The organism is Streptomyces sp. GL_140 (assembly GCF_057834465.1).
Map to the genome: position 1 here is coordinate 2,881,055 of NZ_CM174404.1, position 14,778 is coordinate 2,895,832.

The 14,778-nt window shown below is 71.0% G+C and carries 12 protein-coding genes; 3 read left to right on the forward strand and 9 right to left on the reverse strand.

The window, feature by feature from the left end; translation table 11 throughout:
* Positions 1–80: 80 nt before the first annotated feature.
* The gene (locus tag AC3IYJ_RS13495; protein ID WP_489401540.1) at positions 81–1,175 is read left to right on the forward strand and encodes a M48 family metallopeptidase; all 1,095 of its coding nucleotides are present in this window, start codon (positions 81–83) and stop codon (positions 1,173–1,175) included.
* Here the strand turns inward: AC3IYJ_RS13495 and AC3IYJ_RS13500 are convergent.
* The 7 genes from AC3IYJ_RS13500 to AC3IYJ_RS13530 form a co-directional block, all read right to left on the reverse strand.
* Complete coding sequence (locus AC3IYJ_RS13500; RefSeq protein WP_489401541.1) at positions 1,159–2,301, reverse strand: SCO2583 family membrane protein; 1,143 nt, start codon at positions 2,299–2,301, stop codon at positions 1,159–1,161. The two genes, AC3IYJ_RS13495 and AC3IYJ_RS13500, sit on opposite strands and share 17 nt — an antisense overlap.
* A 68-nt stretch (positions 2,302–2,369) precedes the next feature.
* Positions 2,370–2,930, reverse strand: a complete 561-nt coding sequence (locus tag AC3IYJ_RS13505) for an SCO2584 family spore wall biosynthesis protein (protein WP_489401542.1) — start codon at positions 2,928–2,930, stop codon at positions 2,370–2,372.
* Positions 2,931–3,007: 77 nt separating this feature from the next.
* Positions 3,008–4,285, reverse strand: coding sequence for a glutamate-5-semialdehyde dehydrogenase (locus tag AC3IYJ_RS13510; protein ID WP_489401543.1), 1,278 nt, complete (start codon positions 4,283–4,285; stop codon positions 3,008–3,010).
* A gap of 206 nt (positions 4,286–4,491) precedes the next feature.
* Positions 4,492–4,911: a hypothetical protein gene (locus AC3IYJ_RS13515; protein ID WP_489401544.1), complete on the reverse strand. Its 420-nt coding sequence runs from the start codon at positions 4,909–4,911 to the stop codon at positions 4,492–4,494.
* Positions 4,912–4,996: 85 nt separating this feature from the next.
* Complete coding sequence (gene proB, locus AC3IYJ_RS13520) at positions 4,997–6,124, reverse strand: glutamate 5-kinase (RefSeq protein WP_489401545.1); 1,128 nt, start codon at positions 6,122–6,124, stop codon at positions 4,997–4,999.
* An 81-nt stretch (positions 6,125–6,205) separates the two neighbouring features.
* The gene (locus AC3IYJ_RS13525; protein ID WP_489401546.1) at positions 6,206–6,679 is read right to left on the reverse strand and encodes a GtrA family protein; all 474 of its coding nucleotides are present in this window, start codon (positions 6,677–6,679) and stop codon (positions 6,206–6,208) included.
* Positions 6,679–7,692 carry a glycosyltransferase family 2 protein gene (locus tag AC3IYJ_RS13530; RefSeq protein WP_489401547.1) on the reverse strand — a complete coding sequence of 338 codons (1,014 nt, stop codon included), beginning with the start codon at positions 7,690–7,692 and terminating at the stop codon, positions 6,679–6,681. Before AC3IYJ_RS13530 ends, AC3IYJ_RS13525 begins: the two co-directional genes overlap by 1 nt.
* A 160-nt stretch (positions 7,693–7,852) precedes the next feature.
* Here AC3IYJ_RS13530 and AC3IYJ_RS13535 point away from each other — a divergent pair, with 160 nt between their 5' ends.
* Both AC3IYJ_RS13535 and AC3IYJ_RS13540 read left to right on the forward strand, forming a co-directional pair.
* Complete coding sequence (locus tag AC3IYJ_RS13535; protein WP_489401548.1) at positions 7,853–10,723, forward strand: bifunctional glycosyltransferase/CDP-glycerol:glycerophosphate glycerophosphotransferase; 2,871 nt, start codon at positions 7,853–7,855, stop codon at positions 10,721–10,723.
* On the forward strand, positions 10,720–11,919 hold the full coding sequence (locus tag AC3IYJ_RS13540) for a glycosyltransferase (protein ID WP_489401549.1): 1,200 nt from the start codon (positions 10,720–10,722) through the stop codon (positions 11,917–11,919). The genes AC3IYJ_RS13535 and AC3IYJ_RS13540 overlap by 4 nt, the downstream gene beginning before the upstream one ends.
* Before the next feature lie 81 nt (positions 11,920–12,000).
* On the opposite strand, the gene galE is transcribed toward AC3IYJ_RS13540, so the two are convergent.
* Positions 12,001–12,990, reverse strand: a complete 990-nt coding sequence (gene galE, locus AC3IYJ_RS13545; protein WP_489401550.1) for a UDP-glucose 4-epimerase GalE — start codon at positions 12,988–12,990, stop codon at positions 12,001–12,003.
* A gap of 56 nt (positions 12,991–13,046) precedes the next feature.
* Complete coding sequence (locus AC3IYJ_RS13550; protein ID WP_489401551.1) at positions 13,047–14,669, reverse strand: glycosyltransferase family 2 protein; 1,623 nt, start codon at positions 14,667–14,669, stop codon at positions 13,047–13,049.
* Positions 14,670–14,778 lie beyond the last annotated feature (109 nt).

Consider the following 14,778-nt stretch of genomic DNA (forward strand, 5'->3'; position numbering starts at 1 on the left):
CCTGGGGCACGCTCACGTCGACTCAGGCGTTGGAGAGGATAGACGGACCGCGAGACGGACGGATCAACGGGGAGGGCGCAATGACGGAGACGGGTTTCGAAAAGGCACCGGCGCGGGACCGAAGGAGGTTCCCGGGCATTTCCTCGCGGGCGTACGAGCATCCGGCCGACCGGTCGGCCCTGGTGGCGCTGCGCAAGCTGACCGGCTTCGACACGGTGTTCAAGGCGCTGAGCGGGCTGCTGCCCGAGCGCAGCCTGCGCCTGCTGTTCCTGTCCGACTCCGTCCGGGTGGGCGAGACGCAGTTCCCGCACCTGCACGCGATGCTGCTCGACGCCTGTTACATCCTGGACCTGGAGAAGGTCCCGCAGATGTACGTGCAGATGGACCCGAAGCCGAACGCCATGTGCATCGGGCTGGACGAGCCGATCATCGTGGTGACCACGGGCCTGGTCGAGCTGCTCGACGAGGAGGAGATGCGGGCGGTGGTGGGCCACGAGGTGGGCCACGCGTTGTCGGGGCACGCCGTGTACCGCACGATCCTGCTGTTCCTGACGACCCTGGCGCTCAAGATCGCGTGGATCCCCCTGGGCAATGTGGCGATCATGACGATCGTGACCGCGCTGCGCGAGTGGTTCCGCAAGTCGGAGCTGTCGGCGGACCGGGCGGGGCTGCTGGTGGGCCAGGACGCGCAGGCCTCGATGCGCGGGCTGATGAAGCTCGCGGGCGGCAACCACCTCCACGAGATGAATGTCGACGCCTTCCTCGCCCAGGCCGAGGAGTACGAGACGAGCGGCGATCTGCGCGACTCCGTGCTGAAGATCCTCAACGTGCTGCCTCGGACGCACCCCTTCACGACGGTGCGGGCGGCCGAGCTGAAGAAGTGGTCGCAGAACCGGGACTACCAGCGGATCATGGACGGCCACTACCCGCGGCGCGAGGAGGACAAGGACGCCTCGGTGACCGACTCCTTCCGCCAGTCCGCCGCGCACTACGCCGACTCCGTGCGCACCAGCAAGGACCCGCTGATGAAGCTGGTCGGCGACATCGCCGGCGGCACTGCCGACCTGGGCGGCAAGCTCCGCGACAAGTTCACGGGGTCCGGCGACAGGCCCGGGGACAAGGGTACGGACAAGGGCACCGACAAGGGCGCGGGCGGGTCTACGGACCAGGGCTGACGCCCTGGTCCGGGGTGGCCGTGGGCGCCAGGACCCCGCACAGCCCCGAGGTGCGCCGCGGATGGCCGCTGGCGTACGGGTCGCTCGCGGCCGGGCCGACCGTCGTCGGCCGGGCACCGGCCAGCAGCGGGCGGAAGCCCTGCGCCGGGTCGGCGGCGCAGTCCTGCGGGCCCGCCATCACGTAGGCGGACACGAGCTCCACCCGCCGGGCCGTGAGGTCGTCGCGGCCGACGCGCAGCCGGAGCTCCCGCCGGACGGTGAAGAGCGAGGCTCCGTCCGTGACGACCGGCTGGCCGGTGGCCGGGCGCACGGCGTAGACGAAGGTGTGGTCGGAGGTCACCTCCAGCGCGTCCGGGCCGACCTCCTCGACGGCCAGGGTGCCGCTCACCCTGACCCGGGTGTCGGCCACCACGGCGGTGGCGGGGTCGAAGCGGACCAGCCAGCCGGTGAGGGCGTGGTGCCCGTCGCCGACGGGCGTGAGCATGCTCTGGTCGAACTGCTGGAGCTGGTCGGGGTCGAGCAGGACCCGCACCGGCCGGGACGCGACTCCGGACAGGACGTCGGGGTCCAGCGAGGACTGCACCAGGTAGTCCTTGGCCACGGTCAGCGCCGCGAGGACCTGGTCATCGGTGAAGTGGTGGGTGCGGCGCACGGCGGGCATGGTGATTCCGGCCGCCCCGACGCGGTACTGCGCGGCCTGGCTGTCGGCGAACAGGTCGGCCGGGCGGCCGCCCCGGACCGGCTCGGAGGGCGCGAGCGGGACAACGGTGCTGCTGAGCGCCTCGGCCTGGCCTCCCACGGGTGCCACGTAGGGGTTGCGCAGCCCCATGTACACGGCGGCGGCGAGCGCCAGCGCGATGCACAGCACGATGAGACGGCCCTGCCGGGCCGCGCCCGTGAGGCCGCCACGTGAACCGGCCGGGCCGCCGCTCGACCAGATGGACCGGCTGCGTACGGCACGGGCGTGCTCGCCCATGCGCTCCTGTGCGGAGAACTCCTGGAGCCGGGCAGCGCGGACGAAGTCCTCGTCGAACACCACCGACCGGTACTCGTCCGCGCGGAAGTCGTCGTCGCCACTTCCCGTGTCCTCGGGGGTGCCGCCGGGTGGATCTCCTGACATGGCCATCGCTTCTCCCCGCTGTCCCCGCTTCAGAGAAGCCCCCGGCTCCGGCGAAAGGGAGCGGGGTCGTACCTTCAGGGTTGGCGGCCGACGCGGTCCATAAACTTGCCCGCGCCGGTGACTTCGCCCATCGGGGTGCTCGCGGGCGCCGGAGCCGGGTCCGTTCCGGCGGCGGCGCTGCGGTAAACCGCGCTGAAAGCCAGCGCGACCATTCCGAGGCCCATCACGAAGGCCAGGACCCAGGCGACCGGGCGCAGCCACGGCGAGCGGCCGCGGTAGGGCCGCAGGCTGCCTCCGTAGGCCCCGTACGGGCCGTCCGGGTAGCCGTGGCCGTGGCCCTGCTCCCAGCCGGACTCATCGGAGTGGTAGCCGTCGGCGTGGCCGTATCCGTACCCGTCGTGGTCGTCGTCGCCCGTCCAGCCGCCCGCGAAGGCTGACCGGGCCGCTTCGGCCGCTTCCGCGCGCGCTCGATCGGCGGCCCGCTGGCGCTCTGCGGCGCTCGGTTCACGGATCTCGGCGTTCCGGACGAAGTCCTCGTCAAACACCACGGAGGCGAAGTCCTTGTCCGCGCCTCCGCGGTCCTCGTCGGGCTCCCCGTCGTCCGGGAACGGTTGGCCCCCCACGTCGTCCGGCACGTCACCAGCGTAGACCTGGAGGGCGGCTTTGGGCAGGGCATACGCCGAAATCCGGCCACGCCGTGTCCAGCCGCCGACTACCGAACGTGACCGTCGCCGGTGACGATGTACTTGGTGGAGGTGAGCTCGGGAAGCCCCATCGGGCCCCGGGCGTGCAGCTTCTGCGTGGAGATGCCGATCTCCGCGCCGAAACCGAACTGACCACCGTCGGTGAACCGGGTGGAGGCATTCACGGCAACCGTGGTCGAGTCGACCAGCTGGGTGAAGCGCCGCGCCGCGGCCTGCGAGGTGGTGACGATCGCCTCGGTGTGGCCGGAGGTCCAGCGGCGGATGTGGGCGACGGCGTCGTCGAGGGAGTCGACCACGCCGGCCGCGATGTCGTACGACAAGTACTCGGCCGCCCAGTCCTCGTCGGTGGCGGGCAGGGCCGTGACCTTGCTGCCCACGGCGTAGGAGAGCACCTCGCCGTCGCCGTGGACGGTCACGCCCGCGTCGGCGAGCGCGTCCAGGGCCAGCGGCAGGAAGGCGGCGGCGATGTCCCGGTGGACCAGGAGGGTCTCCGCGGAGTTGCAGACGGAGGGCCGCTGGGCCTTGGAGTTGACGAGGATGTCCACGGCCATGCCGAGGTCGGCCTGGGCGTCCACGTAGACGTGGCAGTTGCCGGTACCGGTCTCGATGACCGGGACGATGGACTCCTCGACGACGGTCTTGATGAGGGAGGCGCCGCCGCGCGGGATGAGCACGTCGACGAGGCCGCGGGCGCGCATCAGCTCGCGGACGGAGTCGCGGGACTCGCCGGGGACCAGCTGGATCGCGTCGGCGGGCAGCCCGGCCGACACGATGGCGTCGCGCAGGATCGCGACGAGGGCCGTGTTGGAGGCGTAGGCGGAGGAGCTGCCGCGCAGCAGGACGGCGTTGCCGGACTTCAGGCAGAGGGCGGCGGCGTCGACGGTGACGTTGGGGCGGGCCTCGTAGATGATGCCGACGACGCCGAGCGGGACGCGGATCTGGCGGAGGTCGATGCCGTTGGGGAGCGTGGAGCCGCGGACGACCTCGCCGACCGGGTCGGGCAGGGCCGCGACGTCGCGGACGTCGGAGGCGATGGCCGCGATGCGGTCGGGGGTGAGGGTGAGGCGGTCGATGACGGTCTCGCTGGTACCGGCGGCGGCGGCCTTCGCGGTGTCGACGGCGTTGGCCTCGACGATCTCGGCCGTACGGGCCTCCAGCGCGTCCGCGATGGCCAGCAGGGCCGCGTCCTTGGCGGACCGCGGGAGCGGGGCGATGGCCGCGGCGGCGGTGCGGGACCGCTGCGCGGTGGCTAGGACGGGCGAGGTGGCGGCATCGAGCGAGGTCATGCGGCCAGGGTAATCCCCGCCGGGCCCGGGACCGACGGGGTTCCATCCCCCGAGACGGCCGTCCCCTTGACGCACCGGCGTCCGGCTCGGGGCGGTGGGCATGTGCAGGTGGCGGCCCTGCGGAGCTGTCCCCTACCCGCCCTTCCACCATCCCCCGGACCCGGTCCTCAAACGCCGGACGGGCTGAAAGTGCGTGAGCAGCGCGTCTAGTACGGGTGCACGCCCACCGGGTGGGCCGGGGGTGGGCCGTAGCCTTCCGCCACTCGTTGGTGGTAGGTGGCCCGGTCGATGACCTCCAGGCCGACGATCTCCCAGGGCGGGAGCTGGGCCGAGGAGCGGTGTTCGCCCCACAGGCGCAGGGCGACGGCCGCGGCGTCGTGGAGGTCGCGGGCCTCTTCCCAGTAGCGGATCTCCGCGTGGTCGTCGGCGTAGCGGCTGGTCAGCAGGAAGGGGTGGTCGTGGGCGAGCTGCTCCAGCCCGCGGCGTACCTCGGACAGCGGCGCGGGCTTGCCGGAGACGCTCAGGGTGACGTGCCAGAGGCGCGAGGTGTCGCGCTCCTCCCCGTCCCCGCTCCCGCCGACGGCGTCACCGTCCCCGGTGCCGACGCTGGTCAGCGCTCGTCTCACCAGCCGCCTCCTTGTCTGCGCTACGCGTGTCCGCCCCTCACAGTTGACCAGTCCTTGGCTCACCGCGCGGCGGTTTTACCGAACCTCAGCCCTGCAGCAGGACCAGATCGTCGCGGTGGACGACCTCCCGCTCGTACTCGGGTCCGAGTTCTCGCGCGAGCTCGCGGGTGGAGCGGCCGAGGAGCTGCGGAAGCTCCTTCGCGTCGAAGTTGACGAGCCCGCGGGCCACCGCGCGGCCGTCGGCCGAACGCAGTTCCACCGGGTCCCCGGCGACGAAGTCGCCCTCGACCGCGGCGATGCCGGCGGGCAGCAGCGAGCTGCCGCGCTCGGTCACCGCGCGCACGGCTCCGTCGTCCAGTACGAGGTGCCCCTGGGGGGCCGAGGCGTGCTGGAGCCAGAGCAGCCGGTCCGTGGAACGGCGCCCGGTGGAGTGGAACAGGGTGCCCGTCACCCTCCCGGCCAGGGCGTCCGCGGCCTGGCTGGCCGAGGTGAGGACCACCGGGATGCCGGCCGCCGCGGCGATGCGCGCGGCCTCGACCTTGGTGGCCATGCCGCCGGTGCCGACGCCCGCCTTGCCCACGCTGCCGATGGTGACGTGCGCGATGTCCTCGGGGCCGTGGACCTCGTCGATGCGGGTGGTGCCGGGCAGGGACGGGTCGCCGTCGTAGAGGCCGTCCACGTCCGAGAGGAGGACGAGGAGGTCGGCGCGGACCAGATGGGCGACGAGGGCGGCGAGGCGGTCGTTGTCGCCGAAGCGGATCTCGTCGGTGGCGACGGTGTCGTTCTCGTTGACGACGGGGAGGGCGCCCATGGCCAGGAGCTGGTCCAGGGTGCGGTAGGCGTTGCGGTAGTGCGCGCGCCGGCTGGTGTCGTCGGTGGTGAGCAGCACCTGGCCGACGCGTACGCCGTACCGGGCGAAGGAGGCGGTGTAGCGGGCGACGAGCAGGCCCTGTCCGACGCTGGCGGCGGCCTGCTGGCGGGCCAGGTCCGTGGGGCGGCGGCGCAGGCCGAGCGGGGAGAGTCCGGCGGCGATGGCTCCGCTGGAGACCAGGACGATCTCCTTCTCGCCGCCGCTGCGCGCCTTGGCCAGTACGTCGACCAGTGCGTCCACCCGGTCCGCGTCGAGACCGCCGGCGGCCGTGGTCAAGGAGGAGGAGCCGACCTTGACCACGATCCTGCGCGCGTCGAGCACATCCTGCCTAGCCGCTGACACTTCTGTCCCCTTGCCCCTCACCGGAAAACTGACCCTGCCCGCCCAATCTAAGGGGTGGCCGGGCGGGGCCGCCCTCCGGTTTCAGACCGTGGACTCCGTGCGGGCCCGGTCCGCTTCCGAGGCCTTGGCCCCGGCCCCAGGGGTGAGGATCTTCCGGGAGAGGAGGAAGGTGAACGGGATCGCCGCGATGGCCGCGACCAGCGGTGCGATCTTGGTGTTCATGCCCGCCCAGGTCACCAGGGCGAACAGCCCGGCGGACTGGACCACGAAGTTCGTGATGTTGGTCAGCGGGAAGAGCAGGAACTTCTTCCACGTCGGCCGGGTCCGGTAGGTGAAGTAGGTGTTCATGAAGAACGACCCGATCATCGACAGGACGAAGGCCACGGTGTAGGCGGCGAAGTACGGCATCAGCGGGTGCATCAGCAGGTAGAACACGTAGAACGTGCCGGTGTTGACCCCGCCGACCAGACCGAACCTGAAGATCTGGCCGAGCTGTTCCTTGCGGCCGGGCTTGGGCGCGGTCGCCTGGGCCCCGTTCGTCGCAGGTGCCGACATCAGCTGCTGCGCTCCGCGACCACCGCGTCGATCGCCGACACCCTGGAGTCCCGGGAGTCGTGGATCGCCCTGGAGTCCCGGGAGCGCGGCTCGACCCCGTGCGATTCCTTCACGAGGAAGTGCGGCCGGCGCTTGGTCTCGTAGTAGATGCGGCCGATGTACTCGCCGATCAGGCCCAGCATGATCAGCTGGACTCCGCCCAGGCCCACCATGATCCCGACGAGGGTGACGTAACCCGGGGAGTCCACGCCCTGGGTGATCGCCTGGATCGTGATCACCAGCGCGTAGAGACCGGTCAGCGCGACCAGCGACACGCCCGCCCAGATACCGATTCGCAGCGGCCGGTTGTTGAAGGAGATCAGGCCGTCCATGCCGTAGTTGAGCAGGGACCCGAACTTCCACTTCGTCTCGCCGGCCTCGCGCTGGGCGTTGCGGTAGTCGAAGTGGACGGTGTCGAAGCCGATCCAGGAGAAGAGGCCCTTGGAGAAGCGGTTGTACTCGGGCAGCGACAGCAGGGCGTCCACGGCCGGACGCGACAGCAGCCGGAAGTCGCCGACGCCGTCGGTGAGCTCCACGTCGACCCACCGGTTGACGCCCCGGTAGTAGAGGCGGCTCAGCGCCGAGCGGAGCTTCTTGTCGCCCTCGCGGGTACGGCGGGCGATGATCTGGTCGTGCCCCTGCTGGTAGTAGTCCAGCATGGTGGAGATGAGCTCCGGCGGGTGCTGGAGGTCCGCGTCCATGATGACCACGGCGTCGCCGGTGGCCTCGCGCAGACCGGCGAGCATGCCGGCCTCCTTGCCGAAGTTCCGGCTGAAGGAGACGTAGCGGGTCTGCTCCCGGTGGGCCGCGGCGATCTTGCGGAGCTTCTCCAGGGTGCCATCGCGGCTGCCGTCATCGACGTAGCAGACCTCGTACTCGATGGGGAGCGCGTCCAGGACCTTGCGGATCTCCGTGTCGAAGCTGTCGATCACGGCTTCTTCGTTGTAGCAAGGGACTACTACGGATAGCTTCATGAACACTTCCTGCGGGTCCGAACGGGTGGATGTCGGCGACCGGACCAGCCACTCACCTCTACCAGAGAAGTATGCACGCCTCCGAGAGGGACTCCGGAGGCGAGGGCGGCACGCGGTAGCTTTTCGAGGGGGATAAAGGGAATAAATCAAAGGGATAGAGGTGCACGTGCCTGACGTCTCCGTAGTCGTCATCGTCTACAACGACGCAGAGCGTCTGCCAGCAGCCGTCCAGTCGGTTTTGGACCAGACCCTGCGCGGGGTCGAGGTCGTGATCGTCGACGACTGCAGCAAGGACCGGTCCTACGACGTCGCCAAGGAACTCCAAGCCGCGCACCCCGGGAGGGTACGCGCCTTCCAGCTGCCGGAGAACAGCGGAGGCTGCGGCGCCCCGCGCAACCACGGCATCAAGCAGGCCACCGGTGCGTACGTCATGTTCCTGGACAGCGACGACGTTCTGGAACGCAACGCCTGCCGCAACATGCTGGAGGCCGCCGAGCGGACCGGCTCCGATCTGGTTTCGGGCATGTGCGTACGCGTGCACCTGGACAGCCGGTCGGGCAAAACCACCGAGTGGTACCCGTGGATCTACTCCCGGACCCGCACGCTGGAGTCGATCACCGAGTACCCCGACCTGCTGGTCTTCGACACCCTCTCCACGAACAAGTGCTACCGGCGCGCGTTCCTGCTGGAGCAGGGGCTGGAGTTCCCGGTCGGCATCCACTACGAGGACCTGCTCTTCTCCGCGCAGGCCTACGTCGCCGCCGCCCGCATCACGCTGATCCCGAACCACGTTTACTTCTGGAACGTGGTCGAGAAGACCGCGGCGAAGTCGATCAGCAACCGGCGCAACGAGATCGGGAACTTCGTCCACCGGATGGAGATCCACCGTCGCGTCGACCAGCTGCTGGCCTCCAGGGGCCACGCGCAGATCAAGTTCGCGAAGGACATCAAGTTCCTCAAGCACGACCTGGTCCTGCACCTGCTGGACCTGCCCCTGCTCGACGACGACTACCGGCGGGAGTTCGCCCGGCTCGCCAACGGCTACCTGGCCGGCATCGACCCGGCCGCGTACCGCAGCGTCACCCACCTCCAGGCCATCTGCGCCTACCTGCTGGGCAAGGAGGACTGGGAGAACCTGCTCCCGGCCGCCGAGGCCATGACCAACAAGGGCCGGCTCACCTCCCCGCTCGCCGAGCGCGACGGCCGCGTCTACTGGTGCGCCGATCACCTCGACGATCCCGAGGGCCGCACCATCCTGGACGTCACCGCCCAGGGCTTCGCCGGCACCCCCCTCACCTCCCTGACCCTGGGCAACCACCTCACCTCGTACGCCGACGACGGCCGGGGCACCGTCACCCTGACCGGCTCCGTCGTGAACCCGCTGGGGCGGATCGGGGCGGAAACGCAGCTGAAGGCCTCGCTCGAATTCCGGGCCCGCCGGCAGATCGGAGTGCGGCCGTTCACCTTCCCAGTGGAATTTGTCCGCCACGCCGGTGACACGATCGAGTGGAAAGTCACGGCCGACATCGGCAGCACCATCCGCCCCTTCGGCATCATCGACGCGGTCTGGGACGTACGCCTGAAACTGACGGCCGGCACCGACCGCCTCACCACCCGCGTCTCGGTCGGCGGGGTCGACCTGGAGAACGCGGCCCGGCTGCGCGTGCGCCCCCGCCTGACCCGGCTGGTCTCGGACCGCTTCCAGCCGGAGATGACAAAGAAGGGCAACCTCTCCTACGTCCTGACCGCCGAGGGAGCCGCCGCCGTACGCACCCAGGCGCTGATCAACAACGCGATGCACGGCAAGGCCGCCGGCGTGGTCAAGCGGAGCCTGCGCAAGGCCCTGCGGGCCCGGCGCAACCTCGGCTCGGGCGAGCAGAAGGTGAAGGTCTACCACGAGGTCTTCTCGAAGCTGCCGGTCAAGAAGGGCACGGTCGTCTTCGAGAGCCACATGGGCAAGCAGTACAGCGACAGCCCCAGGGCGATCTACGAGGAGCTGGTGCGCTCCGGCGCACCGTTCGAGGCGATCTGGTCCTACGCGGGCAAGGAGCCCAAGGGCTTCCCCGAGGGGGCCACCCTGGTGCGGCGCTGGAGCTGGGCCTACCTGCGCGCCCTGGCCCAGGCCGAATTCTGGGTCGACAACCAGGGCTTCCCGCTGGCGCTGGCCAAGCGCCCGGGGACCACGTACATCCAGACCTGGCACGGTTCGGCGCTCAAGCGCATGGGCTTCCACGAGCCCCGCACCAAGGCCCAGGGCAAGTCCGGCCAGGACCGGATGCAGACGGCCCTCGACCGCTTCGACCACTTCCTGATCCGCTCCGAGCACGACACCCGCACCCTGGCCAAGGGGTTCCGGCTGCGCGACGGGGTACTGCTGCGCACCGGCTACCCGCGCAACGACGCCCTGGTCGCGGCGCACCGCACCGAGGCGCTCACCGGTGAGCGGATCCGCGGGCCGCTGGCCGGCGAGTTCGGGATCGACCCGGAGAAGAAGGTGCTGCTGTACGCGCCGACCTTCCGGGCGAACGCGGACGGCGCGGTGGAGGGCTTCGAGTTCCCCTTCGACGTCGAGGAGTTCGCCGACCGGCTCGGCGACCGCTTCACGCTGCTGGTGCGCACCCACTACCTCAACAGCGCCGTGCTGCCGCCGTCGGTCGCGGGGCGGGTCGTCGACGTGTCCAAGTACCACGACATCACCCCGCTGTTGGCGCTCGCCGACGGGCTGATCACCGACTACTCGTCCGTGATGTTCGACTACGCGGTCCTGGGCCGGCCGATGCTCTTCTTCGCCTACGACTACGAGAAGTACTCGACCGACATCCGCGGAACGTACTTCGACCTGAAGGAGAAGGCCCCGGGGCCGGTGCTGGCCACGGCCGAAGAACTCCTGCAGGCCGTCGCCGCGTTCGACGAGGCGGACACCAAGTACGCCGACGCGCGCCAGCGCTTCCTCACCGAGTTCGGCGAGTACGACCGCGGGGACGCGGCCCGCCGGATCGTCGAGCAGTTCTTCACCAGGAGGGGCAAGTGAGCCAGCAGACCGCCAGCGCCACCGCCACCGGGAAGGACCCCGCCGCGGACGGCCGGGACATCTTCCTCGTCTCCAACAGCGTGGACGAGCTCGGCGGCGTCACGACCTGGTCGCACCAGATGGCCCGGCTGTTCGGTGCCCGCGGGCACCGGGTGCACGTCGTCGGCATCACCCCCGTCGCCGAGGAGCTCCGTCAGAAGCTGCCCGCCGACCTCCCCTACGCGACGACGACGCTCTACGAGACCCACCCGGCCGCCGCACGCGGGCTGAGCGGCGTCAAGGGCCGCCTCAACGCACCCGAGCGGCGCCGCCAGGCGGCCCGCCGGGCGGTGATGCAGGCCAAGGCGGACCAGCTCGGCGAGCTGCTGCGCGCGGCCCGCCCCGGCGGGGTGGTGATCGTCACCCAGGTCTGGGCGATGGAGTGGGTGGCCCTCGCCGACACCAAGGGGTTCACGGTCATCGGCATGAGCCACGAGTCCTTCGAGGCCAGCCAGAGCTCCTCGCGGGCGCGGCGGGTCCGCCGCTACTACCGGGACCTCGACCGGATGCTCGTGCTGACCCCCGAGGACGCGGACCTCTGGATCCGGTCGGGCATGGAGAACGTCGGCAGCATGCCGAACCCGCTGCCGTTCATGCCGGCCTCCCCCGCCCCGCGCACCGGGAAGGTCGTGGCGAGCATCGGCCGCCTCTCCTTCGAGAAGGGCGTGGACCTGCTACTCGACGCCTGGGCGGACACCGCCCCCCGCCACCCCGACTGGACCTTGCGGATCTACGGGGCCGGCACCGAGGAGCCCTGGCTGCGGGCGCACGCCCAAGGTCTGGGCATCGAGGACTCCGTGGAGTGGATGGGCAGCACCGACGACGTGCTCGGCGCCCTGACCGGGGCCTCGGTCTTCGCCCAGGCCTCGCGCGCCGAGGGGTTCCCGATCACCCTGCTGGAGGCCATGGCCGCCGGTGTGCCGGTGGCCGCCTTCGACTGCGCCCCGGGCGTACGGGAGATCGTGACGCACGGCGAGGACGGGCTGCTGGCCCGGCTCGGCAACACGATGGAGCTCGCCGGACACCTGGACCGGCTGATGTCCGACCGCTCCCTGCGCGACCGGCTCGGCGACGCCGCCTTCCGCGACGTGCAGCGGTACGCCGGCGCCGACATCACCGACCGCTGGGAGGAGCTGTTCTCCTTCCTGGAGCGCTGAGCCCACCGGTACCCGGTACGCATTCGGCCGCCCGCCCCGGAACTCTCCGGGGCGGGCGGCCGCGTACGTGCTCCGGGGTGGTCAGCCCTTGCGGTTGGCCTCCCAGCCCTCCCAGGCCGAGGTGATCATCTCGCGGACGTCGTGGCGGGCCTTCCAGCCCAGCACGGCCGTGATCTTCTCGGCGGAGGCGACGACCTTCGCCGGGTCGCCGGGGCGGCGCGGGGAGACCGCGGGCGCGTAGGCGGAGCCGGTGTGGCCGGTGGTCTCGTTGACCAGCTCGACCATCTCGCGGACGGAGACGCCCTCGCCGCGGCCGATGTTGACGGTGAGGTCGTCGTACTCGCCCCGCGCACCCCACTCGGCGAGCTTGCGGGCCGCCACCACGTGGGCCTCGGCGAGGTCCGCGACGTGGATGTAGTCACGGATGCACGTGCCGTCCGGGGTCGGGTAGTCGTCGCCGAAGATCCGGGCGCCCTCGCCCTTGTCGAACCGCTCGAAGATCATCGGCACCAGGTTGAAGACCCCGGTGTCGGCGAGCTCGGGGGTGGCGGCGCCCGCCACGTTGAAGTATCGCAGGCAGGCGGTGGAGATGCCCTTCGCCCTGCCGGTCGCGCGGACCAGCCACTCGCCGGCCAGCTTCGTCTCGCCGTACGGGCTCAGCGGCAGGCACGGGGTGTCCTCGGTGACGAGGTCGACGTCGGGCATCCCGTACACGGAGGCGGAGGAGGAGAAGAGGAAGTTGCGGATGCCGGCGTCGGCCACCGCGCCGAGCAGGACCGTGAGGCCCTGCACGTTCTCCTCGTAGTAGTGCAGCGGCTTCTCGACGGACTCGCCGACCTGCTTCTTGCCCGCGAGGTGCACCACACCGGTGATCTCGTGACGGGCGAAGGTCTCGTCCAGGACCTTGCGGTCGAGCACCGAACCGACCACCAGCGGAACGCCCTGCGGGACACGGTCGGCGTTGCCGGTGGAGAGGTCGTCCAGGATCACGACCTCCTCGCCCGCGAGCAGCATCGCGCGGACGACGTGCGACCCGATGTAACCGGCACCACCAGTGATCAGAAAGGTCATGCGTGTCTCCCTAGTTCCGTCTCGTGTCTCTTCCGGCGTCCGCTGCTTCCCGCTCCCTAACCGCGGCTCGCGCGCGCCCGGTAGAGACGGTTGCGTACAAGGCTCATGACACCCGCTGCTCCGGGCGCGAGGCGCAGCGCCAGCGATCCGCCGGCCGTGCGATAGGGCTGCGCCAACATCACACCGTACCGGCTGCTGGGCAGCACCCGTCGGCGGAGCAGGTTGCCGAGGGGGCGCGGAGAGGTGAGCAGGGAGCTCCCGTCCGCGCACTCCACGCCCACCTTGACGTCCCACGCCTGCATGCCGCGCCGGCCCGCGCCGCGCCCGACGACCGCCAGCGTGGTGAGGCGGAAGGGCAGCTCCCCGGTCCAGTGGCTGCCGTCCTCGGCGGGGCGCAGCTCCACCGGCCCGGAGGACAGCGCCTTCTCTTCGTCGCCGCGGGGCAGGAAGCGCAGCTGGACCGTGCGCGGGCCCGCCTCGGCGAGGCGCCCGTACAGGTCGTGGACCCGGATCCGCAGTCCCGCGGAGCCGGCCGTCTCGGCGTCGACGGTGACGGGCAGTTCGGACGTGGCCAGCTTCGCCAGCCCGTCCAGCTCCACGGGCAGGGTCTCGCTCCACACCGCGCCCCCGTCGGGGCCGGTCGCGTACGGGGGCACCAGCCTCGGCGGCTCGGCGGCGAAGGCGGTCAGCCGCCGCAAGTCGGCGGCGGCGGGCGGAACCTCGCAGGCGCGCAGCACCCGTACGATCCAGCGCGCGGGGGCCGCAGCGGCCTCGATGTCGGCGTCCGCGAAACCGGCGAGGTACTCGCGGGTCAGGGTCCACCAGGCGGCCTGGTACTCGGGGTCCTTGCCGAGCTCGCGCAGGTACATGCGCAGGTCGTACTCCAGGAACTTGACCTGGCAGGCCCGGCCCAGCCCGGGCAAGGACTCGGAGATGATCCGGGAGGCGGTGCGGTGGGCCTCGACGCGCGCACGCCAGTTGCCGACGTCCTTGCGGTCCAGGGAGATCGACACCTGGGCGGCGGCCCGGCGCACGTGCCACACGTAGACGAGGTCGCCGATCACCGCGATGCGGGGCGCGGCGGCCAGCACGCGGGCGGTGAACACGAAGTCCTCGTAGATGAACCGGCCGTCGGGGAAACGGATCTGGTGCTTGTCGAGGAAGGCCCGGTCGTACAGCTTGTTGACGCAGAGCGTGTCCCGGACCAGTTCCGGCCGGTCGGCCGGCCGGTCGATGACGTCGCCCGGTGTGTAGAGGCCGGGGACCCAGGGGACCTCGCGTCCCGAGGGCAGTTCGCGGCGGACGCAGGCGCCGACGGTGACCGGCGCGCCGTGTTCCTCGGCGGCGCGCAGCAGGGCGTCGACGGCTCCCGGGGGCAGGACGTCGTCGCTGTCCAGGAACATCACGTACGGGGCGGTCGCGACCGCGATGCCGTCATTGCGCGGGGTGCCGCAGCCCCCGCTGTTGCGCGTGCGGTGCACGACCTTCAAGCGGGGGTGGCGGGCGGCCAGTTCGTCCAGCACCGGACGGGTCCCGTCGGTGGACGCGTCATTCACCGCGATGACTTCGGCGACCGCGGGGCCTTGGGCGAGCGCCGAGGAAACGGCCTCGCCCACGAGCTCTGCGTCGTTGTACGCGATCACAACGACGGAAACGCTGGGGGTACTGGTGCTCGTCACCTTGGGATCCTAGGCCACGCAGGTAAAAGCGGCCTCAAGGCCATGCGCCCGCCGGGCGGCCCGACCTGCGCCGACGGCCCGGCCCGAAGCCCGGTCGTGAGACCGGACG

Coding starts and splice junctions, on each gene's coding strand:
- galE (WP_489401550.1), bottom strand. CDS start 12,990: ATGACCTTTCTGATCACTGGTGGTGCCGGTTACATCGGGTCGCACGTC.
- AC3IYJ_RS13510 (WP_489401543.1), bottom strand. CDS start 4,285: ATGACCTCGCTCGATGCCGCCACCTCGCCCGTCCTAGCCACCGCGCAG.
- AC3IYJ_RS13525 (WP_489401546.1), bottom strand. CDS start 6,679: ATGTCGGCACCTGCGACGAACGGGGCCCAGGCGACCGCGCCCAAGCCC.
- AC3IYJ_RS13495 (WP_489401540.1), top strand. CDS start 81: ATGACGGAGACGGGTTTCGAAAAGGCACCGGCGCGGGACCGAAGGAGG.
- AC3IYJ_RS13500 (WP_489401541.1), bottom strand. CDS start 2,301: ATGGCCATGTCAGGAGATCCACCCGGCGGCACCCCCGAGGACACGGGA.
- AC3IYJ_RS13530 (WP_489401547.1), bottom strand. CDS start 7,692: ATGAAGCTATCCGTAGTAGTCCCTTGCTACAACGAAGAAGCCGTGATC.